The organism is Paenibacillus assamensis DSM 18201, from assembly GCF_000422445.1.
In the GTDB taxonomy this organism is placed as follows: domain Bacteria; phylum Bacillota; class Bacilli; order Paenibacillales; family Paenibacillaceae; genus Paenibacillus_B; species Paenibacillus_B assamensis.
This window is the reverse complement of sequence record NZ_AULU01000009.1, coordinates 137,009-163,578: the sequence shown is the minus strand read 5'-3', so window position 1 is coordinate 163,578 and position 26,570 is coordinate 137,009. Positions and strand designations below refer to the sequence as shown.

Annotated in this window: 23 protein-coding genes; 18 read left to right on the top strand and 5 right to left on the bottom strand. The window is 44.3% G+C overall.

What is annotated here, in order from left to right; translation table 11 throughout:
• Positions 1-1,058: 1,058 nt before the first annotated feature.
• Positions 1,059-2,150, bottom strand: a complete 1,092-nt coding sequence (locus H580_RS0105385; protein ID WP_028593878.1) for a M24 family metallopeptidase — start codon at positions 2,148-2,150, stop codon at positions 1,059-1,061.
• Between the two features lie 1,009 nt (positions 2,151-3,159).
• Between H580_RS0105385 and H580_RS0105380 the strand changes: the two genes are divergently transcribed.
• Complete coding sequence (locus H580_RS0105380) at positions 3,160-3,840, top strand: TorD/DmsD family molecular chaperone (RefSeq protein WP_028593877.1); 681 nt, start codon at positions 3,160-3,162, stop codon at positions 3,838-3,840.
• A 129-nt stretch (positions 3,841-3,969) separates the two neighbouring features.
• On the opposite strand, the gene H580_RS0105375 is transcribed toward H580_RS0105380, so the two are convergent.
• The 3 genes from H580_RS0105375 to H580_RS0105365 all read right to left on the bottom strand — a co-directional run bounded on the left by H580_RS0105375 (position 3,970) and on the right by H580_RS0105365 (position 5,287).
• Positions 3,970-4,284 carry a DMT family transporter gene (locus H580_RS0105375; RefSeq protein ID WP_028593876.1) on the bottom strand — a complete coding sequence of 105 codons (315 nt, stop codon included), beginning with the start codon at positions 4,282-4,284 and terminating at the stop codon, positions 3,970-3,972.
• Positions 4,284-4,631, bottom strand: a complete 348-nt coding sequence (locus H580_RS0105370; protein WP_028593875.1) for a DMT family transporter — start codon at positions 4,629-4,631, stop codon at positions 4,284-4,286. The genes H580_RS0105375 and H580_RS0105370 overlap by 1 nt, the downstream gene beginning before the upstream one ends.
• A gap of 80 nt (positions 4,632-4,711) precedes the next feature.
• The gene (locus tag H580_RS0105365; protein ID WP_028593874.1) at positions 4,712-5,287 is read right to left on the bottom strand and encodes a TetR/AcrR family transcriptional regulator; all 576 of its coding nucleotides are present in this window, start codon (positions 5,285-5,287) and stop codon (positions 4,712-4,714) included.
• Positions 5,288-5,592: 305 nt separating this feature from the next.
• On the opposite strand from H580_RS0105365, the gene cls reads away from it, so the two are divergent.
• From cls to H580_RS0105290, 15 genes are all read left to right on the top strand, one after another.
• The gene (cls, locus tag H580_RS0105360; protein ID WP_028593873.1) at positions 5,593-7,110 is read left to right on the top strand and encodes a cardiolipin synthase; all 1,518 of its coding nucleotides are present in this window, start codon (positions 5,593-5,595) and stop codon (positions 7,108-7,110) included.
• Between the two features lie 173 nt (positions 7,111-7,283).
• Positions 7,284-8,162: an ABC transporter ATP-binding protein gene (locus tag H580_RS23460; protein WP_051217271.1), complete on the top strand. Its 879-nt coding sequence runs from the start codon at positions 7,284-7,286 to the stop codon at positions 8,160-8,162.
• 254 nt (positions 8,163-8,416) lie between these two features.
• Entirely contained in the window at positions 8,417-9,079 is a 663-nt protein-coding gene (gene sdaAB / locus H580_RS0105350; protein ID WP_028593872.1) for an L-serine ammonia-lyase, iron-sulfur-dependent subunit beta, read from the top strand.
• A 29-nt stretch (positions 9,080-9,108) separates the two neighbouring features.
• Positions 9,109-9,975, top strand: a complete 867-nt coding sequence (gene sdaAA, locus H580_RS0105345; RefSeq protein WP_028593871.1) for an L-serine ammonia-lyase, iron-sulfur-dependent, subunit alpha — start codon at positions 9,109-9,111, stop codon at positions 9,973-9,975.
• A gap of 320 nt (positions 9,976-10,295) precedes the next feature.
• Positions 10,296-11,357, top strand: a complete 1,062-nt coding sequence (gene fni, locus H580_RS0105340) for a type 2 isopentenyl-diphosphate Delta-isomerase (RefSeq protein ID WP_028593870.1) — start codon at positions 10,296-10,298, stop codon at positions 11,355-11,357.
• A 241-nt stretch (positions 11,358-11,598) separates the two neighbouring features.
• Complete coding sequence (locus H580_RS0105335) at positions 11,599-13,365, top strand: methyl-accepting chemotaxis protein (RefSeq protein ID WP_028593869.1); 1,767 nt, start codon at positions 11,599-11,601, stop codon at positions 13,363-13,365.
• Between the two features lie 242 nt (positions 13,366-13,607).
• On the top strand, positions 13,608-14,966 hold the full coding sequence (locus tag H580_RS0105330; protein WP_028593868.1) for a sodium-dependent transporter: 1,359 nt from the start codon (positions 13,608-13,610) through the stop codon (positions 14,964-14,966).
• A gap of 213 nt (positions 14,967-15,179) precedes the next feature.
• The gene (locus H580_RS0105325; protein ID WP_028593867.1) at positions 15,180-16,121 is read left to right on the top strand and encodes a hypothetical protein; all 942 of its coding nucleotides are present in this window, start codon (positions 15,180-15,182) and stop codon (positions 16,119-16,121) included.
• Between the two features lie 483 nt (positions 16,122-16,604).
• Positions 16,605-17,549, top strand: coding sequence for an ACP S-malonyltransferase (locus H580_RS0105320; protein ID WP_036604681.1), 945 nt, complete (start codon positions 16,605-16,607; stop codon positions 17,547-17,549).
• Positions 17,550-17,551: 2 nt separating this feature from the next.
• Positions 17,552-18,304: a 3-oxoacyl-[acyl-carrier-protein] reductase gene (gene fabG, locus H580_RS0105315; protein ID WP_036604680.1), complete on the top strand. Its 753-nt coding sequence runs from the start codon at positions 17,552-17,554 to the stop codon at positions 18,302-18,304.
• Positions 18,305-18,356: 52 nt separating this feature from the next.
• Positions 18,357-18,881 (top strand): 3-hydroxyacyl-ACP dehydratase FabZ, encoded by a 525-nt coding sequence (gene fabZ / locus H580_RS0105310; RefSeq protein ID WP_028593864.1) that lies wholly within the window; start codon positions 18,357-18,359, stop codon positions 18,879-18,881.
• A gap of 540 nt (positions 18,882-19,421) precedes the next feature.
• Positions 19,422-19,892, top strand: a complete 471-nt coding sequence (locus tag H580_RS0105305) for an acyl-CoA thioesterase (RefSeq protein ID WP_157282705.1) — start codon at positions 19,422-19,424, stop codon at positions 19,890-19,892.
• A gap of 42 nt (positions 19,893-19,934) precedes the next feature.
• The gene (locus tag H580_RS0105300) at positions 19,935-20,228 is read left to right on the top strand and encodes an acyl carrier protein (protein ID WP_028593862.1); all 294 of its coding nucleotides are present in this window, start codon (positions 19,935-19,937) and stop codon (positions 20,226-20,228) included.
• A 68-nt stretch (positions 20,229-20,296) separates the two neighbouring features.
• Positions 20,297-21,421, top strand: a complete 1,125-nt coding sequence (locus H580_RS0105295) for a glycine cleavage T C-terminal barrel domain-containing protein (RefSeq protein WP_028593861.1) — start codon at positions 20,297-20,299, stop codon at positions 21,419-21,421.
• Positions 21,422-21,430: 9 nt separating this feature from the next.
• Positions 21,431-23,884, top strand: coding sequence for a beta-ketoacyl-[acyl-carrier-protein] synthase family protein (locus H580_RS0105290; RefSeq protein ID WP_028593860.1), 2,454 nt, complete (start codon positions 21,431-21,433; stop codon positions 23,882-23,884).
• A 116-nt stretch (positions 23,885-24,000) separates the two neighbouring features.
• On the opposite strand, the gene H580_RS26360 is transcribed toward H580_RS0105290, so the two are convergent.
• Positions 24,001-24,144: a hypothetical protein gene (locus H580_RS26360; RefSeq protein WP_169449350.1), complete on the bottom strand. Its 144-nt coding sequence runs from the start codon at positions 24,142-24,144 to the stop codon at positions 24,001-24,003.
• A gap of 190 nt (positions 24,145-24,334) precedes the next feature.
• Between H580_RS26360 and H580_RS0105280 the strand changes: the two genes are divergently transcribed.
• The gene (locus tag H580_RS0105280) at positions 24,335-25,075 is read left to right on the top strand and encodes a Calx-beta domain-containing protein (protein ID WP_028593859.1); all 741 of its coding nucleotides are present in this window, start codon (positions 24,335-24,337) and stop codon (positions 25,073-25,075) included.
• 364 nt (positions 25,076-25,439) lie between these two features.
• A complete protein-coding gene (gene ychF / locus H580_RS0105275) occupies positions 25,440-26,540 on the top strand; it encodes a redox-regulated ATPase YchF (protein ID WP_028593858.1) in 1,101 nt (366 codons plus the stop codon).
• The last annotated feature ends 30 nt before the right edge of the window (positions 26,541-26,570 follow it).

Sequence of the window (26,570 nt, the reverse complement as noted above, 5' to 3'; positions counted from 1 at the left end):
CTGTACCGGTGCTTATTGCAGCCGACCGCTCTTATTGCGGTGTTGTGCCGGAGCCATGTTGACGCATGGCTCTTTTTTCTATGATTATTATAACCTCAAGGATTTATTCCGTAAACCTACGAAATGGTGAAAATCGACAGCACAAAGCCCCTTGTCCTATGAGTAGGATAAGGGGTGTTTCGAGTATCAAAAGAAATTATCACATCTATATACGATAAACGCCTTTTTTCCTCGCCGGAGTGATAGGGGCCTCTTTTTCTAACTTGTCTGCAAGTACGGTGTAGCCAGCATTTTTTCGTGCCCATACCTAAAGGATAATGTTGTCCTGTGCATAGGCATCTCCACGTCCGTCTGTAATGGTCATATTAGCTAGGATAAGATCGATCTTGCCACAGTCTTTGATTTGCTTCACACATCCACTTGCACTAGACCCTGCTGTACTTGATTTTTCAGATGTAGAGCCCTGACCAATTGATGTTTTGCTGTCCTGCCTTAACGACTTCGGTAACTCCAATGAGCACAGTATAGGATAGTGGGATCGGTTCCTACTCCCGCGCACTCCTGCGACGACGAGGGAGGGTGCGGGGACAGGAGTATGCTGCAGGGTAGGAACCTGGATAGGACATTCCTTGTAAAAAGGATATAAAAAAGCCCAGATTTCATCGATGGCTGCGTGGGGTGCATCCATCGTGTAGAAATAGGGCTTCCGTCCGTACGGTCAGCTATATATCTGATTCACATTGTTGCATCTAATACTAATATTTCCACTATATTATTTCATAGTAAACCAACTTGTCAACTAAGTTATTAATAAATATTTACGTAGATTTCCTTTACGTATGACAGTTCGCATGCCACTCCAAAAATTCAAGCCGATTGCCGAACGGGTTGAAGTAGGGGCAATATCATTTCTACATCGATATAGAAATAGATGTGATTTAAAATGTTTTGGAATATAAAGGGGCAGGAGATCAACGGGTGTAGTGGCCGAGAAACAGAGGCAGAAGGCATAAAGAAAGTGTGCGGAAAGTTAGAATTTCCGCACACTTGTATAGCTGTTACACACCAATAACCGTCAGTTCTTTAGGGAAGGAGGTCAATACACGTACTCCATCCTTCGTAACGACGACATCATCTTCAATACGTACCCCGCCAACGCCTGGCACATATACACCAGGTTCAATCGTGAATGCCATGCCTGGTTGAAGCGTATCTTCATTATGCTCATGAATCGAAGGATACTCATGTACATCGATACCGAGACCGTGACCTAGGCGATGTGTGAAGTATTCGCCGTAGCCCTTCTCTGTAATGAGGTCGCGTGCTGTACGGTCAAGGGAACCGAATGTAACACCCGGTTTCACGGCTGCGATGGCAGCTTCGTTTGCTACTAAGACGGTGTTGTAGATTGCTTTTAATTCGTCGCTTACTTCGCCAACTGCGAACGTACGCGTAATATCGGAAGCATAGCCGTTTAAATAAACGCCAAGGTCGAACAACAACAGGTCGCCCTCTTGAATGCGGCGATTGCCTGGAATACCATGCGGCAATGCAGAATTGTCACCTGTCAGCACCATAGTCGAGAAGGAAGGGCCTTCAGCGCCTTGCTTCTTCATTTCATACTCTAGCTCTGCTACAACTTCTGCTTCCGTCATACCGACGCGAACGCGCTCTACGACGTTTCCAAGCACCGTTTCTACACAGTCAGCAGCAGCTTGCATGCGCTCGATTTCTTCGTCAGTTTTTACAACGCGTAGTGACTGTAGCTCTTGCCCAATATCTTCTACGTTTGCAGCTTGTACGACAGTTTGCAGTGCTTCATAGCGTTGGACTGTCATATGTGCCTTTTCAATCCCGAATGTGTGAAGGGATGAAGGTAGCTGTTCACGTAGAATTAGATAAGGATTGTCCGTGTCTTTGTGTGTTGCGATGCGCTTAATGGAGGAATCAGCAGCAGCTTTGTCTCCATCTAGAGCAGGGACGATCAGGACAGGATCTTGTCCTAGCGCAAGTACGATGCCGAGGAACCGCTCATGCGGGTCACAAGCAAAGCCTGTAAAGTAATACACATGCTTCGGATCGGTAATAAGCATAGCATCCCACTTATTGCGCTCCATAGCAGTATAGAGTTGTTGTACGAGGTTATTCATGGTGTGGTCATCCTTTCCGTTCTAATTTGATATATATCGACGATATCATGTTTACCCCATAAATGCGAATCTGGTTAGGAAAGCCGCGGTAGTTGTAGAAGTAATTTTTTAAATGTCGAAGTTGGAGTGCTTAGAGTAGGTGTGAAATAGCTGATTAGTTGAAATAGTTAACAGTCGAATAGTTAGTTGAATAGTTGAAGGAGATTGGCATGTTAAAAAAGGTGAAGGGAGAGCTTATGTGCATTGTATAAATTGCAAAAATTTCATGGGTTGCTTGGATTACATGGATTGCATAAACGAAACGGTCGCCACAGAGGCTATTTAGCTCAAATTTGATTCTTTTGGATTGTAAGGGACGCCAATGAGCTTATTTTTCAATGTGAGCGATATCATTAAGCGTAGTAGTTAAAATAAGTGCACCTGCGACCGTTACAATTGTAACCCATCGATTTTGCCACAATAACGTCAATGGCAACCGTTAGAGGAGGAAGCTTCATGAGCTCCATGCTAGAGCGGTTGCGATTGTGACACTATGTACGCACAGGAACGTTCTATAAATGTCTCGTCCTACGCTTTAAGTGGTTAGGTATGTTCTAAAAGCAAGTGGCATACCGCTTCCATGCTGGAGTGCAATTGCAATGCTGACGAAAGAGTTTCACCTTAACACCATACGCACGCAGGATTACACATCAAACATATTTCCAAATGCTTCACGTTCCTCGTGGAACATTTTTCGACTATATTCGACTACGGGTGTGTTGAAATATACGGGATAACGAATGATCGTGGCGATAAATATAGGTATGAACAGAGAAGTAGGAAAGATGTGGTATCATTTTCCGACTAGTGCCGAACTGAGAACAGTTTGTTCTTACCTTGAGATGAGGTTCACATAATATTCGAATTCTAGCTCGATTTTTTGATTTTTGCCACACTATTTCATCTTCAATTGTGGGAAAATGGAAATGTAAGGATAGGAAAAGGATGATTTTGATGGAGGGGACCGACGATGGCGACAACGGCAGAACAGCCAGTCCATTGGAATGAACATACAGTAGAACAGTTAGAGATACGGAAGGCCGGTTATCAACTATTGGTTGATTTTCTTGGAGAAGCACCGACATTGGAAGTAATAATGTCATGGCGCAATCATCCAGAACTGATTAGATTGTCACAGATCTCAGAAGGAGCACGTATCGTTCATGAGACGTTGTACAAGATGACAGCGGAGGATATGTATCGTTTGTTCGCTCGCTTGCGTGATGAGTATGCACGTTTGTTCAACCGTGGAGGCGAGTTGCCTGTAACTCCATGTGAGACGATGTATCGTGCGAATGAGCAGATGCTGCCGAAGTCTTATGCACAAGAGGTTTGCAAGGAATATGAACAGTTTAGCCTTCACTTTAAGAAGTTGAGAGGCGAGACGGACGATCATATTGCAATTGAACTCGAATTTATGATTACGTTAATTGAAAAAATGCTGAATACGGTTATGACCGAAGAAAGATTCAGCCGTTATATGAATGGGCAGCGTCGTTTTGTGAAAGAACATTTGCAATGTTGGGCGGCGCGTTTCGCTGCTGATTTGAAGCAGTATACGACACATCCTTTGTACGGTGCTATTGCTATGATGCTGCAAGAATTTGTGGCGCGTGAAGCACGTTGGGCACTAGAAGGGGACGCAGCATAGGTAATAGAGCTTTAAAAATAATAATAGGGCTATCTCCATCATCTAAATGTATGGAGATAGCCCTTGAGACCTGCCATTTGAGGCAGGTCTTTTTGCTTTTATTGTTTGATCGATATTTCAACAAATCGGTTATGCTAACAGCTTTAGACCGATAACAGAAGCGATGATAACTGCGATACATAAGATTCGCTTCCAGTCCTTCTGTTCTTTAAACAGGGTCATTCCTAATACAGCACTACCCGCTGTACCAATACCCGTCCAGATGGCATAAGCAGTACCCATCGAGATGGACTTCATTGCATAAGAAAGCATAGAGAAGCTTAGTCCGAAGGATACGGCAAGCATCAAGTAAGACTGCCAGTTGCGATGTGTCGTAACACGTTTAATCGCAAGTACACCCGCCACTTCAAACAAACCTGCAGTAATCAATATCAACCATGCCATTATGCTGCACCTTCTTTCGTTTCTTCATTCTCATCTTTCGTTACCAGCTTAAGCCCGATAACGGCACCAGCCAGCGTTGCAATGAAGAACAGTTTAGTTGGATTCGCAGGCTCTCCGAATACAAGAATTTCCATTAAAACAGTACCAGCAGTACCGATACCGGTAAACACAGCATATACCGTGCCGAGCGGAAGCTTGGAAGCAGCTTCAATTAGAACCTTGAAGCTAAGGGCAATTGCACCGATTGTTAGGGCCCAATGCCACCATTCCGTTGAATATTTCAAACCAGATACCCAGAAAATCTCCAGAAATCCAGCTAAGAACACCAATCCCCAATGTTTGTTCATGATGGTGATTCTCTCCTTTACGTTTTATATATTTTAAATAGTTCAAACTGCCCTAATTGAATGGATTGCCTTAGTGGTTGTTAACTGTTTAATCCTCTCCAGAACATTAGCCAAGCCGCGTTCAATCTTCTATTTGCACGTTCCGGGCCGCCGTAAAGCAACTCAACAAGAAACCCATCAAGTAAGCACAGAAACGCAGCAGCCGCTTGCTCTGCGTCTATATGGTCAATTTCTCCAGCTTGTGCGGCAGCCGCAATGCGTGAAGCTACATAGCTCTCCAATGTGTCCAAATACGTATACAGCCGCTCCATTACTTCCTGTTCCATCCCAGCAGGTGGGAAGAAGGATATACGCAGCATAAATTTCATGTCTGGGTTCGTATCGTACCGTTCATGGTACGTTGTAAGCACCAACGGCAGCAGCTGCTGCAAGGGCAGTTCACGATTCGCTTCAGTCAGTTTCGTGATGTAGTCAAGCTCAGATTGAAATACATTTTGAACGACCCGCAAAAAGAGATCTTCCTTACTTTTAAAATGTGCATATATCGAAGGCTTCTTAATGCCGACTTCTTCAGCAATCATGGCGAGTGAAGTTTCCGCGTAGCCATGCTCCGCGAAGTGGGCAAGTGCGACTTGTTGGATTCGGTTCGCTGTCATAATAGGAGACCTCCTCATTTGTATTATTTTGTTCCAAGCATGTTGTTTCTACTGGACATACAAGCTAGAGAATTCTGTATGCTTTATCAACTACCTAACGGTCGTTAGTTAATATGTTGCTATTATTTCACACGTCGATATGTCTGTCAATATATATAAGAAAAGATCTTTTTGCTGCATTTGTTAGTATTGAGGATTAAACCTCAAATACGAGGTGTAAGGATCGTTAGGAAATGTAGGCTGGCAAGAGAAGAGAGTTAAGGGCATAATAAACAGATAGACATCCGAAGTGGAGGGTAAGCGTAATGAGAAGGAGCATACAAATTACATTATTTCTTATCATGCTCTTAACGCTCGGGTACTACGTAAATGATACATTTGGGCGAACCATTGCCACGGCGCTAAGTATTTTAACCCCATTAGCAGTTGTAACGCTGGCTATCATTATTTTTATGGAGAATCGGCATCCATCCAGTACGATGGCTTGGCTGTTAATTCTAGCACTTATACCTGTGGTAGGCTTCGTCTTTTACCTGTTATTCGGGCAAAATTATCGCAAACGGCGCAAGTACTCGAAGAAGGCGAAACGTGATAAAGAAGAATATGCGTTCCTTAAGGCGCAGTGGATCGAAAGTCAATACTCAGCCAGAGAATTTACGGCAGAACAACGCAAGCTGCTGCTGCTCATGAATCGCATTAGCAACAGCACGGTTAGCTTCTCTACAGAGACGAAGGTACTGACGAATGGAGAAGAGACCTTTTCCGCCCTGCTGCATGAATTGCGAATGGCTCAGCATCACATCCATATGGAGTATTACATATACCGAGATGATGATATTGGTAGAGAAATTCAGCAAATTCTTATTGAAAAAGCAAAAGCCGGGGTACATGTTCGATTTATGTATGATGGTGTAGGCAGTGTGTATTTGAAAAAAAGCTTCATAAAAGAACTGCGTGAAGCTGGTGTTCAGGTGGCTGTATTCGGTCCTGTGCGATTCCATCTTGTGTCCAATAAGGTTAATTATCGTAACCATCGTAAAATTGTAGTTATCGATAGTAGCGTCGGATTTATGGGGGGATTAAATGTTGGGGACGAATATTTGAGTCGTAACAAGACATACGGTTTCTGGCGGGACACGCATATGATTGTTAGGGGGGAAGCGGTGCAAACGCTGCAAGCTATTTTCCTCAAAGATTGGCGTCATATGACGAAGGAGAAGGTTGTAGAACCGAAATATTTTGTATCTTGCAACACCTTAAATCCAGAAGCAGAGCATGGGGCTGTCCAAATTATTGCGAGCGGACCTGATCAGGAATTTCAGACGATGAAGAATCTGTTCTTCTCCATGGTCACATCTGCACAGAAGTCGATATGGATCGCGACACCGTATTTTGTTCCAGATGAGGACTTGCTTACAGCACTTAAAGTAGCGGCTTTATCAGGGCTGGATATTCGTTTGTTGTTTCCTGCAAAGCCAGATCGCTGGTTGCCTTTTCTTGCGTCACATTCTTATTTTCCGGCGCTAATCGAGTCTGGTGTCAAAATCTATGAATACGAAAAGGGCTTCTTGCACTCCAAGCTCGTCATTGTCGATGGAGAAATTGCGACCATTGGCACGACGAATATGGATATGCGCAGTTTCTACTTGAACTTTGAGGTAAATGCACTGCTTGTGCGTACAGATAGTATCGAACGGCTTGTGACAGACTTTGAACGCGATCTTCAATCAGCAGCCCGTATTAATGAAGAGCAATTCAAGAAGCGCAAGAAAAGAACGAGGTTCTTGGAGTCTTTGGCTCGCTTATTCTCTCCGTTATTATAGGACGAAAAAATTCAACCTATATTGTGCCATGGAAACGATTGACTATCTAATGGGCATATGTCATCATAGAGAAAAGATGAGAACGATTATCATTATTTTTAACGCTTGCAGTTTATCAATTTAGGTATGGGGTTGGAATTCGAGCTGGGCCCATACGTTGAGGAGGGCCGTCAATGGCTGGATTACAGACTGAATCGATAACGTTAGCTTATGATGACACGGTCATTGTGGATCAGTTGTCTTTAAATATTCCACAGGGGAAGATTACAGTACTAATCGGCAGTAATGGATGCGGCAAGTCAACACTATTGCGCTCGCTTGCTCGATTGCTCAAGCCTAACGAAGGTTCTGTCCTTTTGAATGGACATGATATCCATACTTCTTCCACGAAGGAAGTTGCACGCAAGCTTGCTATTTTGCCACAGGGGCCTGTCGCTCCAGAAGGCTTGACAGTACAACAGCTGGTGAAGCAGGGAAGATATCCTTATCAGAGCTGGCTTAAGCAGTGGTCAGAAGAAGATGAGCGCTGTGTTAATCATGCTTTGAAAGTTACAGGTATGGAAGAACTGAAGCACCGTCCGGTAGATGCGCTATCAGGTGGTCAACGTCAGCGTGCGTGGATTGCGCTAACATTGGCTCAAAATACGGATATCATTCTGTTGGATGAGCCTACAACTTATTTGGATCTCAGCCACCAGATTGAAATTCTAGACTTGCTGTACGATTTGAACCGTGAAGAAGGCCGTACGGTTGTCATGGTACTGCATGACTTGAACTTGGCTTGTCGTTACGCAGATTATATCGTTGCTGTGCAAAATAAAGGCATTTACGCAGAAGGTGCACCAGAAGAAATACTATCCCCACAGCTTGTGAAGGATGTATTCCAGATGGACTGCATGATCTGTTGCGACCCAATCTTCGGTACACCGATGTGTGTACCTCATGGAAAAGGACGCAATTGCATCAAAGATGCACTCTCTTTCAAGCAAAATGCGGATTTGTTGCGTACGGTAGCTACGGATTATTCTGCTTTGGCAGTGGCCGCGAAATAATTGCTATTGCACCAATATTGAAGTACTAATATATAGCCCGCCCTCTCTCCTATATGGATGAGAAGGGGCGGGCTTTTTGCTTTATTTTTCTGCGGAGGAGATATCAGATTTATCACTGTAAATATTTTCAAATCAGAAATGAAAAATTGAAGTTGGAGAATGTATCGTTGTCGCGTACAATTAGGGTTGTTCGTGCATTTTACGCACACAGTGGATAGAGAAATCATATTGAATAGAAGACGGAGGTGCGCTTTATGAAATATCGCAGCGTCTTTGATATAATCGGGCCCATTATGGTAGGGCCATCAAGTTCGCATACTGCGGGAGCTGCTAAGATTGGCAGACTTGCTCGCAGTATTTTTGGGCGTCAGCCGCAGTCGGTGCATATCTCGTTGTATGGATCATTTGCAGAGACCTATAAAGGTCACGCAACAGATGTGGCTTTAATCGGCGGATTGTTGGATTATGAGCCGGATGATATGAGGCTGCCGGAAGCTCCGCGTTATGCAGAGGAAGCAGGGATGGCAGTAACCATTACGACAGAGGAAGCGGTGCCCGAGCATCCCAATACAGCTCGTATACGCATGCAGGATGAGCGGGACAAGATGGAGATTGTCGGGATCTCGATTGGCGGCGGTAAAGTTGAAATTTGTGAGCTGAACGGTTTTCCGCTTCAGCTGTCTGGCACAAGTCCTGCTATTTTAATTGTGAACGAGGATCGATTTGGAGTCGTAGCTGCCGTTACACAATTACTTAGCAGAGAACAAGTGAACATTGGGAATATGAAAGTATCCCGTAAGGAAAAAGGCGAGCGCGCATTGATGATTATAGAAACCGATGAACGAATGAAGCAGCCGTTGTTGGATGAGATTAACGCTCTGGCGGGCGTCATTCGTGTGCTTCGAATGGAAGATTAATATTGGATATATAAATGAGGGGGTACATTATGTTTCGCAATGTAGCGGAGCTGATTGCATTAACGGAGGAGCATTCCTGTTCGATCGCGGAGATTATGATTGAGCTGGAGATAAAGGCTACGGATCGAACAAGGGAAGAGATACGCGCTCAGATGGGCCGCAATCTTGATGTGATGGAGCAAGCGGTAGAACGCGGGTTGGCAGGTGTTAAGTCTCACTCTGGCTTAACAGGCGGAGATGCAGTGAAGCTGAAAGCATACATGAACAGCGGGCGAGGCTTAAGCGGAGACACGCTGCTTGATGCGGTATGTAAGGCCATTGCGACCAATGAGGTCAATGCTGCAATGGGCATGATCTGCGCAACACCAACGGCTGGTTCCGCAGGTGTTGTACCAGGTACTTTGTTTGCCTTACGTGAAAAATTGAATCCAAGTCGGGATGAGATGATCGATTACTTGTTCACATCTGGAGCATTTGGGCTTGTGGCTGCGAATAATGCATCTATTAGCGGTGCAGCGGGTGGTTGTCAGGCCGAGGTGGGTACGGCTTCAGGCATGGCGGCAGCATCGATTGTCGCTTTGGCAGGAGGAACACCGAAGCAATCTGCTCAAGGAATGGCAATCGCTCTTAAGAACTTGCTAGGGCTTGTCTGCGATCCGGTAGCAGGATTGGTTGAGGTGCCATGTGTAAAGCGCAATGCGATGGGGGCGGCTGTGGCAATGATGGCGGCAGATATGGCGCTCGCAGGCATTGAGAGCGTCATTCCATGTGATGAGGTTATCGATGCGATGTATCGAATCGGTCAAACGATGCCGGTTGCTTTGAAAGAAACCGCGCAGGGCGGTCTTGCTGCAACACCTACAGGTGAACGATTGAAGAAGCAAATTATGCAGTAGGAGAGCAGGTGCTCATGATGAGGAAGCTTGTCATACGATGGAATGTTGCTATGTTAAACAGTTGGACATATACGGTATAATAAATATTTGATATTCTAAATGTAACAATGAATAGGTGCATTCCAATCTTTCTTTGGAAATGCACTGGCGTAAATGAATAGTGGACAAGCCAAACCTATACTTATTTAAGCGGCGTTATTGCCTATTTGCTTATAAAGATAGCTTTTCAAGTTAACTGTAATAATAAGCTACTGCTCCATCATTTATTCTATACGCATAAATCCAAGCTGAAGCAGCGTACTGCAAGGAGGTCGTAACCGATGTCAGAATGGAATAGTCAGGATGCGCCCAAGCACGGTGCAACCGAGCAGCGCAAAGCGGAGCATGTCCGTATTTGCTTGGATGAAGCAGTAAACAGTGTTGGTGTATTAACGGGATTGGAGCAGTATCGGTTCCTTCATCAGGCACTGCCCGAAATCAATTTCGATGACATTGATCTGACTACGGCATGGTTCAACAAGCGAGTTTCGACTCCTTTACTCATTAGTTCAATGACAGGTGGCAGTTACGGTACAGGCAGTATTAATCGCCGATTGGCAGAGGTGGCTGAGTCACGTGGATGGGCAATGGGGGTAGGATCTGTTCGCGCGGCGGTGGAGAATCCAGAAGTAGCTTCGACCTTCCGTTTGCGGGATGTTGCGCCTACCATACCTATCTTCGCCAATATTGGTGCCGTTCAGCTCAATGCTGGTATGGGTATAGAGGAATGCCAAAGGGCGGTAGAGATTGTAGAGGCTGATGCGTTAATTCTTCACCTGAATGCGCTGCAAGAAGTTTTTCAGCCTGAAGGAGATATTGATTTTAGCGGATTGCTGGCTAAGATCGAACAAATATGTCGTACGCTTTCTGTACCAGTTGGTGTGAAAGAAGTGGGTTGGGGTATCGCTGCCGATACAGCGGTGCAGCTTGCTAATGCCGGTGTCGAATTTATCGATGTTGCGGGTGCAGGCGGGACTTCCTGGATTCAGGTAGAGAAATACCGCTCTAACGACGCGATGAAGCGACGTGCAGCTGATGCTTTCACAGACTGGGGAATTGCGACTGCTGATAGTGTCGTTCAAGTTCGCGAAGCGCTTCCGGATATGAAAATTGTCGCAAGCGGCGGTCTGCACAACGGGGTTGAGGCAGCTAAAGCGATCGCATTAGGTGCGGATGCAGCGGGCTTTGGGCGTTCGCTGTTGCAGGCAGCTGTCGATTCTGAAGAAGCGATTGATGATGTACTGGCTCAAATTGAATTTGAGCTAAGAGTAACGATGTTCGGTATTGGAGCGCGTACGATCGAGGAGCTGCGCTGTACAAAGCGACTTTTGAAAAAGGAATAGCAGGAGCATAAGTAAGTTCGTATTCATATTTGCTATGTTCTATTAAGCCGATGACAGTGGGTAGCCGCTGTATCGGCTTTTTGAAATTATAGTTATTATATGTTGTATTTTATATGAGTATGCATCTACATATACATTTAATTATAGGTACATATAGTCGTTCAACTGCTTGTAATTGCGGAGCCGTATTATCGGCAATGTGTGCAAAGTAGTCGAATCTATACATCAGGGGGCTGACAGCATGAAACAGAAGGTAGCAACAATTGCTCGTTCAATGCAAGGCGTTTTTCAGAAGAAGAGAATGTCTATTAAACAGCGTTTCATCATTCTTGTAACTATAATTACGCTCGGCTTTATGATTGCAGGGACGGTGTCCAATCTTAGTTCGAGAACACTCGTCGATAGCATGGACCAGATGTATAACGAACATATGCAAAATGTTATTCGTGCAGAAAAAATGATGCTTGCTTTCAAGCAGTCCGAATTGTTCTTGGAACGTACGATTGAGAGTGAATCGATGGAAGAGGCGACAGGCCATGTGAATGACTATATGCGCTTTATTATGGAGGTTCGCCAGCCACTACAAGAGATTGTGAATAGTGAACATGGAGAGCAGGCAGCAAAGTATTTGGAAGCCATTGAAACACATTTATTTAAGTTGGAGTATTTGGCTGCCGAGATGAAAGGATATATTGCTGATGGCAAGCTGGAACAGTTTAAGCCAGAGATCGAAGCAGAAATAAGACCGATTGAGAAAAAAGTGTTTGCTGATATGCTGCTTATTGAAGAAAGCAGTATACAAGCAGCAGAGCAAATTTACTTGACTAACAAGTCAGATGCGACACAAAGTCGGATTTTGAATGTTGTTATGACGATAGCTGTAGCTATTGCTTGCATATGGATGGCTGTAGCCACGATGAAGGCGATCCGAAGGCCGATTGATTCTATACAGCATTTAATGGCCCGAGCAGCAGAAGGGGACTTGAGTGCGACGAGCACGAATGTGGGAACCGACGAACTGGGACGTTTATCTGTCAGCTACAACGAAATGATTCTAGGTTTGAAGCGGCTTGTTGAACTCATTCAAACGAGTACAAATGTGTTAATGGACAATGTATCTGTAGTTGCAGAATTTGCTGTACAGTCTCAGCAAAGTGCTCAGCAGACGGCAGCAGCAATGGTGCGGACGGACGAGAGCGCTAAGCGCCAACAATCTTCTTCTGGCGAAACATTGCGTGCCATGGAAGATATGGCAAATAGCATCCAGCATATTGTTCACGCTACGACCGAAGTTGCCGATATAACACAATATGCAGGTCAGCACGCAGCACAGGGCGTCGTAACGATGGAACAGGCCGTTACTGAGATGGATCGTGTTCATCAATCTGTTCAGGGTGCTGAACATACGCTGCAAGAGCTGCAGCAGCATTCCAAAGCAATCGTTCAGGTGATTACAATTATTCAGCAAATTAGTTCTCAGACATCCTTATTGGCGATTAATGCGTCTATAGAAGCTGCTCGTGCTGGTGAGCATGGCAGAGGATTTAGTGTCGTTGCGGATGAGGTCCGTCAGCTTGCCGAGCAATGCGGGGAGTCTTTGAAACGAATAGGCAGTATGGTAGATGCGATCCAACGCAATACGGGCTACATGGCAAATGCGATGTCTGAAGTATCGAACCAAACACAAGCGGGGCAAGAAAAGGTAACAGCAGCGGGTGTTATGTTTAGAGATCTTCATCAGCAAATTAACGAAGTGGTGGAGCAAACGGAGTCTGTGTCAGCGTCTGTTCAAGAGATGAGTGCTTGTACAGAAGAAATTACAGCTGCCAGCTCGGAGATGGCAGCCTTGTCTGAACATGCAGCGGAAGAAGTTCAGCTTGTGACAACGATGACGACAACTCAGCTGGATCAGATGAGTCGCATATCTACTATTTTGGATGAACTATATGAAATGGCATACGGGCTTGACGAACAAGTCAATAAATTCCGTCTTGAACAACAAAGATAGGTAGTAAGAAATAGTAAGAGAAGTAAGATGCAGTACGTACAGGTAAGAGTAGTAAAGAGCATTATGGGAACAGTAAAGGATAGAAAATAATCACAAACAGGTACTGCCATATAGACTTTGGATACCGGTAACATTTACCTTTAGCAATTAGCGGTTTGTTGTGATTACAATGGTCTTTATACTTATCGGTCTTACGACCAAATCACAATCGGAGTTAGAGTAGAGAGGTGTCCATCAGCAGCATGTCAAACAAGCAAGAAAGTCCTTCTACTGTAGACAAGAAGGCTGGCACAACAGAACGTTTCAGTTCCGCGGGCTTTATTTTGGCGGCAATCGGAAGCTCTGTAGGTTTGGGTAATATGTGGAAGTTTACGTATGTGACAGGACAGAATGGCGGGGGAGCCTTCTTCCTATTGTTCATTGCCTGCTTGTTTATTGTTGGCTTGCCCGTATTAATGGGAGAGTTGGCAGTTGGTCGTGCAGGACGTGGCGACGCCGTTATATCTTTTTCTAAGTTGTCAGGCAAGAAGTGGTGGGGAGCACTCGGTTTTGTTGCTGTCATGGCTGCTTTCCTCGTAATGACGTTTTACAGTACAATCGCTGGTTGGACTCTGCACTATGCAGTACAGTCGATAAGCGGAACTTTATTTGAAAGTACAGATTATCAAGCCGTGTATGATGCTTTTACAGCAAGTTCAGCCCCTATTTGGTGGCAAATTGCTATCTTCGTCATAACGGGTATTGTTATCGCAAAAGGAATATCAAGTGGTATCGAGAAGTTTAATAAAATTGTTATTCCGGGCTTGCTCATTATTCTCGTTATCATGTTGGTACGTACGCTGACGTTGGATGGAGCTGCGGAAGGTATTCGTTACTTCTTATATCCTGACTTCTCGCAGCTTACTTTCCAATCTGCTCTTGAGGCATTGGGCTTAGCATTCTTCTCCCTTTCTCTAGGGATGGGCGCGATGCTAACGTACGGAGCATATGTAGAGAAGCATCAGTCTTTATCGGCAGCTACGCTTGCCGTTGGTGCAGGGGATTTGGCTTATGCTCTAATTGCAGGTCTCATCATCTTCCCTACGACATTTACATTCGGAATCGCACCGAATGCAGGTCCAGGCCTCGTATTCGTAGCATTGCCAGCTGCATTTGCAGCGATGCCATTTGGCAATCTGTTTGGTGGTTTGTTCTTTATTTTACTAGCAATCGCCGCAATTACGTCTTGTTTGGCGTTGATTGAGGTGCCGGTAGCGTACTTAATGCGTAAATACGGCCATGGCCGCACGAAGGCGACTGTATTCGTTATGATCGCGATGTATGTGCTGGCATTGCCTGTTACGTTAGCTGCAGGCGGTGTGCTGACAGATGTGACGTTTGCAGGTCGCAACTTGTTCGATTGGCTGGATTTTGTAACGTCGAATATTATGCTTCCGCTCGGCGGTTTGTTCGTGACGATCTTAGTCGGATTTGTCTGGAAAGGTGCAGGGGAAGAGACGGGTCTAAAAGGATGGTGGCTTAAGGCGTGGTTGTTCTCGATGCGTTATATTGCCCCAATTCTAATCGTGCTTATCTTCCTTAAGTATGCGGGTATTATTTAAACGAGCGTTTCAAATTAAGAATTGAAAAGTAGCGTTAAATAAATAAGAAGTGAGCCACCTTCGTTGTTTGGGGCGGTTTGCTTCTTTTTTGTACAGAAATTAATTAGGAAAAATTGCCACTCATAATAAATGTGCGTATGTGCAACCTTCGACATATACAGTCCGTCTAGAGCATGAACGACAGAACAACACAACTTTGAGGAGGCACTAGTTATGAAAGCATGGAGCAAATTTCTCCTAACTACAACAGCCGTTACACTTTTAGCATTACCATTATCAGCATCCGCTCTTAGCAGCGTTAATTCCGCAGAGCCAGTTCCTACTGCAAAAGTTATCGAAACTAAGCAAGAGGCAGTTGAGCAAGCAGGAACTAAAGGATTGTTGGAGCAAATTGTACATACTAAGAAAGGCACCCAAGTTTTTGTTAAAGGCGAAGGGGTACGCCCAGTAGATCAGGATACGATTATCTTGAATGTATCTAGCAGCGTACCAGTTGTTGATCAGCATGGTAACCCGGCTGATTTGTTGGAAGCTTTGCAGCAAGAATGGACGGTAACAGCTTATTATAATCCAGCAATTACGAAGAGCTTGCCAGCTAAAGGAAATGCAGAGAAGTTCGTAGTTGAGCGTCCGGAGGTGAAAGCGATGGTATCTGCAGGTATCATTGATTCCACAGGAAAAGACCGTGTCGTTATGGTTGGCGATAGCAAAATCGTATTGAACTTGTCTGAAGAGACGGTTATCACAGATAAAGATGGTAAAACGCTTAAGCAGTCTGATCTGAAAGCTGGCCAGCGTATTGAAGCTCACTATGGCCCGATGATGACAGCAAGCTTGCCACCAATTAGCCCGGCGCAAAAGATTGTTGTCTTGGGTGAAACAAGCCACGTAGAAGGCGTTGTAGGAAAAGATATGAGTAAAGATGCGAAGAGCATCTATATCGATACAGCAGGTGACAAAAAGCGCGAGAACGATATCATCCTTCATCTCAATGAGGATACTTCTATTATTAACATTGTAGGTACACCGGTGAAGCCAGAAGAGATTAAGAAAGGTACAAAGGTAGCTGCTTATCACTCCCTAGCGACTACTTTCTCACTTCCTGCGCAAAGCAGTGCTTATGTAATCGTCGTACTCCCTGAACCAGTTAAGTAATACAAACACCCCCAGCTACTCTTAGCAGCTGGGGGTGTTTTGTTCTTATATAAAAAAGGGAGAATGTCGTTCTATTTTAGGATTAACCGCTTATCGTGGTGTTGAAACATGTCTTTGTTTGACGAAATGTAGAATTTATTGTCAATAGGTTAAACTATTCATTTTCAAATATTTTTTTGATTCGACAGAAGGATAAAAAAGGAAGATGACGAATACAAATATTGTCGAATCCTCGACTATGTCATTTATAACGTAACAAAGGAGGCAGAAAGCCAAATTTAGAAGTATGTATGAACGAGATAATACCCGCAAGAAGATGTAACCTCTCTCTTTTTCGGAGGGAGCCGCAATTGCCTCGGTTTTTATTAGTATCCAAGTTCACTTCTTTTCTTTCATTCGTTATATCTTTAAAGCAGTATACAAGCGCTGCAAAACGGTAAGAAGCAGACGCCTATATCTAAATGCATAAGCTGGAGGGGCGCTATGGGCAAAGTGGCTTTCTTGTTCCCTGGTCAGGGATCTCAAATCGTAGGCATGGGTAAAAACTATGCTAGAAGATTTGGTAATGACTTTGAATCTATTTTTGAAGAGGCTAATGATGCGCTTGGTTTTGATTTAAGGCAGCTATGTTATGCAGGCCCCGAGCGTGATCTGATGAAGACGGAAATTGCACAGCCAGCCATTGTCACAGTTAGCAGTGGTATTTTGCGAGTGCTTAAAAGGGAAGGTCTACGTCCTGACATTGTAGCTGGGCATAGTGTAGGTCAATATTCGGCTTTAGTAGCTGCGGGTGTTCTATCGTTTGCAGATGCGGTGAAGCTAGTGCACAAGCGTGGTGAATTCATGGCAGCTGTGCGAACACCGGGAGCGATGGCTGCTGTTGTTGTATCCCAACCCGAGCAAATGTCACAGGTGATAGCAGAGGTTAAGAACATGGAACTTGATATTGCTGGTATGAATACACCGAGTCAAATCGTCGTATCCGGCGCTAATCACATCGTTCCTATGCTATTGGAGCAGTTGCAAGCAATACAAGGAATAAGGACGAAGCCATTGGCCGTATCGCATGCATTCCATTCTCGCCTAATGGTGGAAATGGAAGAGCCTTTGATGGCTTATGCAGCAGGTTTATCCTTCTATGATGCTCAAGTACCGGTCGTGTTGAATGAATCAGCAAAAGTAACGACAGCAGTGGTGGATATTATGAAGGATATTCGCGCACAGTGCACAAAGCCAGTAGCTTGGAGACAAACTATTGAAGCGATTGGTCAGTATGAAGTCCAACATGTCATTGAAGTAGGCGCTGGAAATACGCTTACAGGGATGATGCGCTCATTCGGCAGCCATTGGAAAGGACAATCTACGAATTCTCCTATGGAGCTTGAGAAAGTATTGCAACTGATGCGGAAGTTTAAAGAGGGGGCATAAGGATGGCGTGGTTTGAGCAAGGACAGATTGCGGTTGTCACTGGAGGATCGAAGGGGATCGGCAAAGCAATTGTACAGGATCTAGCGAGCCAAGGCGTAACGGTTGTTTTCACTTATTCTAGTAATGAAAAGGCAGCATTAACCATTGAAGCTGACATAAAGGCGGCTGGCGGCAACGCAAAAGCTGTACAAGTAAATGTGGCTTATGAACAGGATATTAAACGACTGTTTCAAATCGTGAAGACAGAGTATGGCAGACTTGATATTTTGGTAAATAATGCAGGCATTACGCAAGATGGCTTTTTGGCGGTCATGAGCGAGGCGAAGTGGGATGACGTGCTGCAAGTGAACTTGAAGGGAACGTTCCTATGTGCGCGTGAAGCGCTCAAAGTGATGATGAAGCATAAGTCGGGCTCTATTATAAATGTGGCTTCGACTAGTGGTATTACAGGCACACCGGGACAAACCAATTACGCAGCTTCAAAAGGTGGAATGATATCGTTCACAAAAAGCTTGGCAGCTGAAGCAGCGGCCTATCAGATACGGGCGAATGTTGTAGCTCCGGGGTTTATTGAGACAGATATGACAAAGAAAATGGACAAGCAGGTACTGTCAAAATATATCGAGCATATTCCGCTTAAACGTATGGGTCGTCCAGAGGAAGTCGCACATTTGGTCTCCTTTTTAGCCTCAAACCGAGCTTCTTACATTACAGGTAAAGTGTATACGGTGGATGGCGGAATGGTGAATGGGTAGGCAGAATGAATGACCGACTATGTCTGTTATACATGTAAAGGGGGATTTACAAATGAAGACAATACTAAATGCTGATGATATTCGTTCGCTATTGCCGCATCGTTGGCCTTTTCTTCTACTTGACCGTATAGTCGAATTAAAACCTGGTGTGAGTGGGATTGGAATTAAAAACGTTACGGTAAGCGAGCCATTTTTCGAAGGACATTTTCCTAAAGAATCAATTATGCCGGGAGTTCTTATCGTAGAGGCATTGGCTCAAATGACAGCACTCGTACATATTACAGGAGCTTTATATGAAATCCAACAGGCTGATAGTGAAACAGCAGTTAGCCGAGAAAATATACTGAAGCTGATGGCTGGAGAAGGCGAAGACATTTCCTCTAAAGTGGGCTATTTAGCATCAATAAGGGATTTCAAATTTATGAAGCCAGTTGTACCAGGCGATCAATTGCTGTTAAAAGTTCAAGTGGGAAGGTCGTTAGGCGCATTATATCAAGTAAAGGTGTCCGCTATGGTGGATAAGCACATTGTAGCTGAAGGTAGCTTGAATGTTTCTCACCGTGTTGAGCAAGCTTAATGGGCTTAGACGGATACACGCAAACAACCTTAGCCGCTTGAAGTGACCAAGGTTGCTCGCTATATATTTAAGGGGAAACATGCTAACAATTAATCACCACATTCTATGAAGTTGAAACGTTAAAATTTTTTTGAAAGGAGAAGGAAAAATAAAGAAAGAAGCGAATATAAAAGAAATGTCGAAAATGCGACTATTTAATCAGAAAAAAGGGTTGAATGACTGATGTTGTCATCAATTGTAATTTGAATGGAGGGGAAATGTTCCTAATCATTTCGGCAAGTCCGTATGTCTATAATCGTTACTCATGCTAGTTCAATCTACTTCATGTCTACATACATCATCGCTAATACATCGATTTATTTGTAAGTCCACACTTTCAATATTTATTTTCTGAGATTGTCCTTATCATTTCTTCTTATCAGTCCTACATTTTTTACATTTCTGAAATTACATCACATGAATGAATTGATCGAATTGTAAGCGGTTACTCCTGTACTTGACTTTACCGTTCTATTTTACTGTATCTATTTTCGTGCAGGTTTGCATTCATATCGTTCATTCCACGAAGGAGGAATTCCTATTTTTAAGCCGGTAACGATGGAAGTTCCTGTCCGTTACATTGAATGCGATCTCATGGGAGTAGCGCATCATTGTACGTATTTAGTTTGGTTTGAGTTGGGGCGCGTTGAAATTATACGTGTTATCGGGGGAAAAGCGTTTGTTAACAAAAATAACTTTGTTTTCCCTGTCATTGATATTCAGTGTTCTTACAAAGCATCTGCTCGCTTCGGTCAAACCGTCATTATCGAAACGATACTGAAGACGCCGGACAAGGCACTGCTTGAATTTGAATATCGTATTCTACGTAAATATGGTCGCGAACTTCTCGCAGAAGGCCGTTCCGTTCACACGTTGATGAATACAGAAGGACAGACGATTTATCAGCTTCCAGGAACGATGAGAGAACGGATTGAGCAGTATCATAACGGCACGTTATGGCAGAAGCAGTGAATGGATTGAAAATGTGTATATAGCCTAGGGAGGAATGCATAGATGAATACGTATGAGGCTGGCTTTGCACAGGCAGCGGAGAGAATGGCACTCACAAGTAAAATTAAAGAAATTATCGTACAGCGACTTGATATGGATATTGACCCAGCATTTATTACGGACGACCAGCCTATTTTTGGACGTGGTCTTGGTCTGGATTCTATCGATGCTCTAGAGCTATTGGTAGCGATTGAAGATGAATTTGGCGTAACGATATTTGATGATAATATGGCGGTTTTTGGATCTGTAAATAAAGTGGCTGACTATATTGTATCCAATACGAAAGCTGCTTCTTAATAGAGAATTATGCAGTCTTCCAACGGTAACAGATTAACGCTCATACTATGATGAAATCGGGTGATCACATGATAAATGTATTGAACATGTCCGAATTAACAAAAAGTTTAGCTGAGCACGGGGTACTACGTGATGAATCAGGATACGGTGTAATTGCCACCTTCCAAGGCGCAGAACATGAATATCATACATTGCGCAATCATGTTGGCCTAATTGATTTGTCCGCATCAGGTCTTTATTTGATTAGTGGGGGAGACTTTGTTGAGTTCGTTAGTTCATTACTAACAAAGGATATTGAATTCCTTGATATAGAAAAAACAGTGACGAGTCTTATGTTGGATGAAGATGGTCAGATCATCGATATGGTGAGTGTATATCGTTTGGAACAGGCCATTCTTATTGAGACCTCTGCAGCAAGACGGGACCAAGTTGGAGCTTGGCTTGCTGAGCGTAAAAGCGATGGCGTTGAAATTGAGAACTGGAATGCTTCAAGAACGATGATCGGATTTGAAGGGCCTTATGCTTGGAAGCTTGCGCAAACAATCGTGCCATTTGATATTTCCTCAGTCCCTTATCAAGCATTCGTTGAGATCGAGCTAGAGGACGAGCAGATTGTATTTATCCGCAGTGGATTTACGGGTGAATATGGATATAAGATCATCGTTCCGCATCATCAAGCGATGTCTACTTGGAGCCAATTGAAAGAATGGGAAGAGGAAGAGGGAGAGCTAGAGATTAAGGTAGAACCTGTTGGTCTCGAAGCGCTTGAGATCGCCATGTTAGAGGTACGCCAGCCTCGTGCTCAAGTTGAAGGTAATGGATTGACGGTTTATGAAGCGGCTGTGCAATGGTTTGTAAGCTATCACAAGGAAGAGTATGTAGGCTACAATGCTTTGCAGCAGCAGCTTCAACAGGAGAACAAGCAGCATCTCGTTGGTTTTACAGCGGTTAATACTTTAACTCTTGAAATCGGGAACGCTGTTATGTTGTCCAGTAATAAGGTGGGACACATCGTTCAGATCGTCTACAGTCCTACACTTGAGAAAAAGCTCGGCCTAGCTTTGTTGGATGATGCTTGTGCTGTATCTGGAATTGAGTTGGAAGGTATCAATGAAGCTGGGGAATCTGTTGTGCTGCATACGGTATCTTCTCCTTATGTGCTCCCAAAATCATGGTCCATTAAGATGATATGAGGTGATCCTATGGCAAACGATCAGGTTCAGATTGCGATAACTGGTGTCGGCATCATCTGTGCAAATGGACAAAATATTGATCAGTTCTGGCGCAATGTGACAGCTGGTCAGAGTGGGATACGACTCGTGACAACAATTGATACAGCAGATCTTGATGCTAAGCTAGGTGGTGAGGTTGATGGTTTTCGTCCTGAAGACTACTTCACCCCTGAAGAACTCCAGCACCTAGATCGCGCTGGCCAATTCGCAGTCATTGCAGCACGTGAGGCCGTGCAAAGAGCAGGGCTGGATATAGCTAGCTTTGATCCTTATCGACTTGGCATCGTATTGGGTACATGCTTAGGCGGATTGAGAAGCGGGGAAGCTTTTCATGAACAATGGATTACTCAAGGGCTGGAGCATACAGAAGAGCATTTGCTGATGAAATATCCGATGCATGCCCCTTGCGACAATATTGCACATGATCTTGGTTTGAAAGGACCGCGAAGTGTTATTGCCAACGCATGCGCGGCCGGTACAAACTCGATCGGTTATGCAGCTGACATGATTCGGATGGGTACAGCGGATATCATGCTTACTGGCGGCGTTGATCCACTGGCACGTCTGTCCTATAGCGGCTTCAATGGCTTGCAGGCATTGAGTGCTGGAGCTTGTGCACCATACAGCACGAGTGCGGGTTTGAATCTAGGTGAGGGTGGAGCCATCCTCGTACTAGAGCGAATGGATGTAGCCTTGCAGCGCGGTGCTACGATTATTGCTGAGGTACTCAGCTATGATCTATCCGCTGATGCGTATCATCAAACAGCGCCTGAACCGGGTGGGGCCGGTGCGCTGCGTTCGATGAAAGGTGCACTTAGGCGTTCTGGTGTTACGGTAGAGGATGTTAGCTATATTAACGGACATGGCACAGGGACGCCTGCAAATGACTCTTCTGAACCGAAGGCGATGCGTGCTCTCATTCAGGATCAACACGTTCCGATTTCTTCTACCAAATCGATGGTAGGGCATATGCTGGGCGCTGCTGGAGCAGCGGAATCCATTGTGTCTGCATTGGCCATACAAGATGGTTATATACCGCCTACGATCAATTTTAACGCTGCTGATCAGAAGTTCGATTTGGACTTTATTCCGAATGAGGGTCGGGACACAGATGTACAGGTGGCGCTCTCCAACTCATTTGCATTTGGTGGCAATAATGCAACCATTTTGCTCGGAAAGTCTAAAGAACCATCTGGAAAAAGCTTATCTTCTGCTCGTAAAAAGGTTGTTATAACAGGGGTTGGTGGACTAGCTGGTAATGCTGCTACTATTCAGCAACTGCAAGAGCTGATGGACCGTGGCGAGAGTGGAATTAGTCCGATTCGACTATTCGATTCGAATGCATATCAGCTTCATGAGGCTGGACAAGTCCCTGAACTTGCGTATGCGAAGATGATCAATCCTAACCTATTGCGTAAAATGGATACGATTAGCAAGCAAGCTGTAGCAGCTGTGAAAATGGCCTTGCTGGATGCAGGGATTGTGGTTAATCGTGCCAATCAGGAGCAGATAGGCGTTATATTTGCGACAGGGACAGGCCCAATTGAGACGGTGGATGCCTTTAATCGCGCAATTATTAAGGATGGTATCAAGGCGGCCAATGCGAAGCTGTTCCCGAATACAGTTACGAATGCGCCAGCAGGCCATATCGGATTAAACTTTAATATTAAAGGGCCTACATCTACTATAGCGGCGGGTGGAACTTCATTTATCAATGCGCTTTATTATGCAAATGCTATGATTCAGCTTGAACAATGCAAGACAGTGCTCGTTGTTTCATCGGATGAGTTCAATGAGCCGTTATTGGCAGGGTACCAGCGTGTTTCAGGCTATTTGAGTAAAAGTGTTATTCGTCCGTTTGATAAACATCGAGATGGAGCGGTGTTAGGCAGCGGTAGCTTTTGTTACATCGTTGAGAGTGAAGAAGCGGCTCTTGAGCGCAATGCAAATGTGCGGGGGGAGTTGAAGGGATTTGGCATGACATCTGATGTTCGTTTGCTTGGCGGCATCAATCCAAGGGGAACAGAATGGGCGGATAGCTTCCGAGCTGCCCTTCATCATGCGGAGTTGTCTGCTTCGGACATTGACTACGTGGCAGCCGCGGCTTGCGGGCATCGTATATTCGATTATGCAGAGGCACATGCCCTTAATCGTGTGTTCGCTGGTTCGGTTCCTGTGAGTGCACCTAAGTCTTACTTTGGTGAAACACATAGTACGGCAGGAGCTATCGGATTGTGGACAGCGCTAAATGCTATGCAAACGGGTCGTATCCCTGCTACGCTTCATTTGAATGAGCCATTGCAAGGTGTGGATGTGGATTTTGTTACAAGTGGGCGCCAAGAAGCGACGGTTCGCCACGCGATGATTAGCTCTTTTGCCTACGGCGGCAGCTACAATTCATTGATTGTAGGTAGGTACGAATAATTAGGAACCTCGAACGCGTTAGGTAGGCGTTCGAGGTTTTTTTGTTATGCGTCTAATAAACGGACTTATACTTATCGCGGTAGGTTAAGGCGGCAATGGTTAAGGGAGAGCCTTCGCTAATCTGTCTTCTTTGGCTTTTGTTGAAAGGGAACTGCTGTTTTAGCTTGCTCCAACGTATCATTGACGAATGCCATATCTTGATTTTTGGCATGCATGTGGGTCGTACCTTTATAATTGCCGCGATGTGTCTTGTTTTCCATTCCTATCATCCTTTCGATACATTTTGTATAGTTCATTAGTTATGTTTCTAAGGTCGCATATTGTCGCAGTAGTAAGATGCAACTAGGATAAAAAAACTATACGTTTTCATTGACAATGATACGATTAGTATCGTACTATAGTCTCGTTACATATTGTATCAATACCAATAAAGCGAGGAGGAGTAGTGCGATGTCTAGTTCTGTTTTCTATAATGGTAACAGGCGATTATTAGTTTCCTTATTTGTACTTATGCTTGTAGTTATGGGAGTCGTTGCACCGTCTCAGGCTTATGCAAATAAAGCTCCTGAGCAAGCAAATGTGAAGGCTGTTTATGTATGTTCGGACAACAAAGGCTTCGACAAATGGCGTGTATCCAATCATGGTAGTTCGGTTATTAAGGTAAATTGGTTTACAAAAGGTATGTCTGGTTTTGAGGATAGTGGCTTTGAAATTTTGCAGCCGGGCAAATCGAATGATGTGTTTTCGGTGAAAAGTGAAAAGCGAGACGATCAAGTAACACTCACCATTAAGGATGAGAACTACAGCAAGACATTGACAACTGCGGTTACAGATCGAAAAGCTTGCGGTGAGACGGAACAACGCGGCAAGATCCAGTTCAGCAAACCAAATACATCTGCTGTTGAGGGAGACACTATTAAAATTGCTGTAGAGCGAGTTGGTGGGAAAAAAGGTACAATTGAAGCGACGATGTGCTTCTGCAGTGGTTCTGCGAAAGCAGGAAAAGATTTTGTAGATACGATCTTCACGGTTACCTTTAAAGATGGTGAGACTAGCAAGGTGTACGAACTGCCGCTTGTTGAGGATAATCAGGCAGAAGAGCGGGAAAACTTTATAGCACTGCTGCAAGGGGACAATGAGGTGTTAGGTTTCAGACGTTCCATGGTTTTATTTATTACAGATAATGATTAATACAGAAAATGATAAAAAACATCAATTGAATGACTTTGGTAACGTTATAAATGGACTATAAATAAGCTGTAAATAAACGAGAGTTAATTCGCAGATAAGCATGGTCGTTTTTAAAAATGTCACACGGCCTTCCTTATTTAGCAGAATATGTAGAGAAGTCGGAAAAAATCTAGTCGATGACTAGGTTTTTTTTGCGTTGTTGGTTATAATGGTTAAGGAATTTTTGCAGGACGTAGTAAGACACGTCTGGATACGTTGTTAAGGGAACATGTTGTTCTAGTGAGCTTATGTTTTTATTACGGGCATAAGTGTGCACGGATTGATTGGATACATGACATGATGATGAGAAGGAGAGATATTTGATATGGCACTTAAGGCAGGTATTGTCGGACTTCCGAACGTAGGTAAATCTACACTATTTAATGCAATTACACAAGCAGGGGCAGAATCTGCAAACTACCCGTTCTGTACGATTGATCCAAATGTAGGGGTTGTAGAAGTTCCAGATGAGCGTTTGGTAAAATTGACAGAGCTGGTTACACCTAACCGCACAGTTCCAACTGCTTTTGAATTCGTTGATATCGCTGGTATCGTGCGCGGTGCAAGCAAAGGTGAAGGTTTGGGTAACAAGTTCTTGGCTCATATTCGCGAAGTGGATGCCATTGTTCACGTTGTTCGCTGCTTCGAAGATGAGAACATTACACACGTTGATGGAAAAGTTGATCCGATCAGCGATATTCAAACGATTAACCTTGAGCTTATCCTTGCTGACTTGGAGTCTGTCGAGAAACGCCTTGATCGCTCCAAGAAGAACTTGAAGAGCGGAGATAAAAAAATTGCGTTTGAAGTAGAAGTGTTGGAAAAAGTGAAGGAAGCTCTCTACAACGATACGCCTGTTCGTGGTATCGAGCTGACTGACGATGAAAAGGTTGCTATCCGTGAGCTTCATTTGTTGACGATTAAGCCTGTATTGTACGCGGCGAACGTAAGTGAAGATGAAGTGGCATCTGCGGAAGACAATAAATATGTTGCAAAAGTTCGTGAGTTTGCAGCGGCAGAAAACGCAGAAGTTGTGCCAATCAGTGCGAAGGTAGAAGCGGAGATTGCTGAGCTGGAAGGCGAAGATCGTGACATGTTCCTTGAAGAGCTTGGCCTGGAAGAGTCCGGATTGAACCGTCTTATCAAAGCAGCGTATCGCTTGCTGAACTTGTACACGTACTTCACTGCTGGTGTACAAGAAGTTCGTGCTTGGACGATCCGTAAAGGCATGAAGGCTCCACAAGCTGCTGGTGTTATCCACTCCGACTTCGAGCGCGGCTTCATTCGTGCTGAAGTTGTATCCTATGATGATTTGGTTGCTGGTGGCTCTATGAATGTGGTGAAAGAGCAAGGTAAACTGCGTCTTGAAGGTAAAGAGTATGTTGTTCAAGATGGCGATGTGATGCACTTCCGCTTTAACGTTTAATAAATAGCCATCATAGACGGCTTAGTCCCA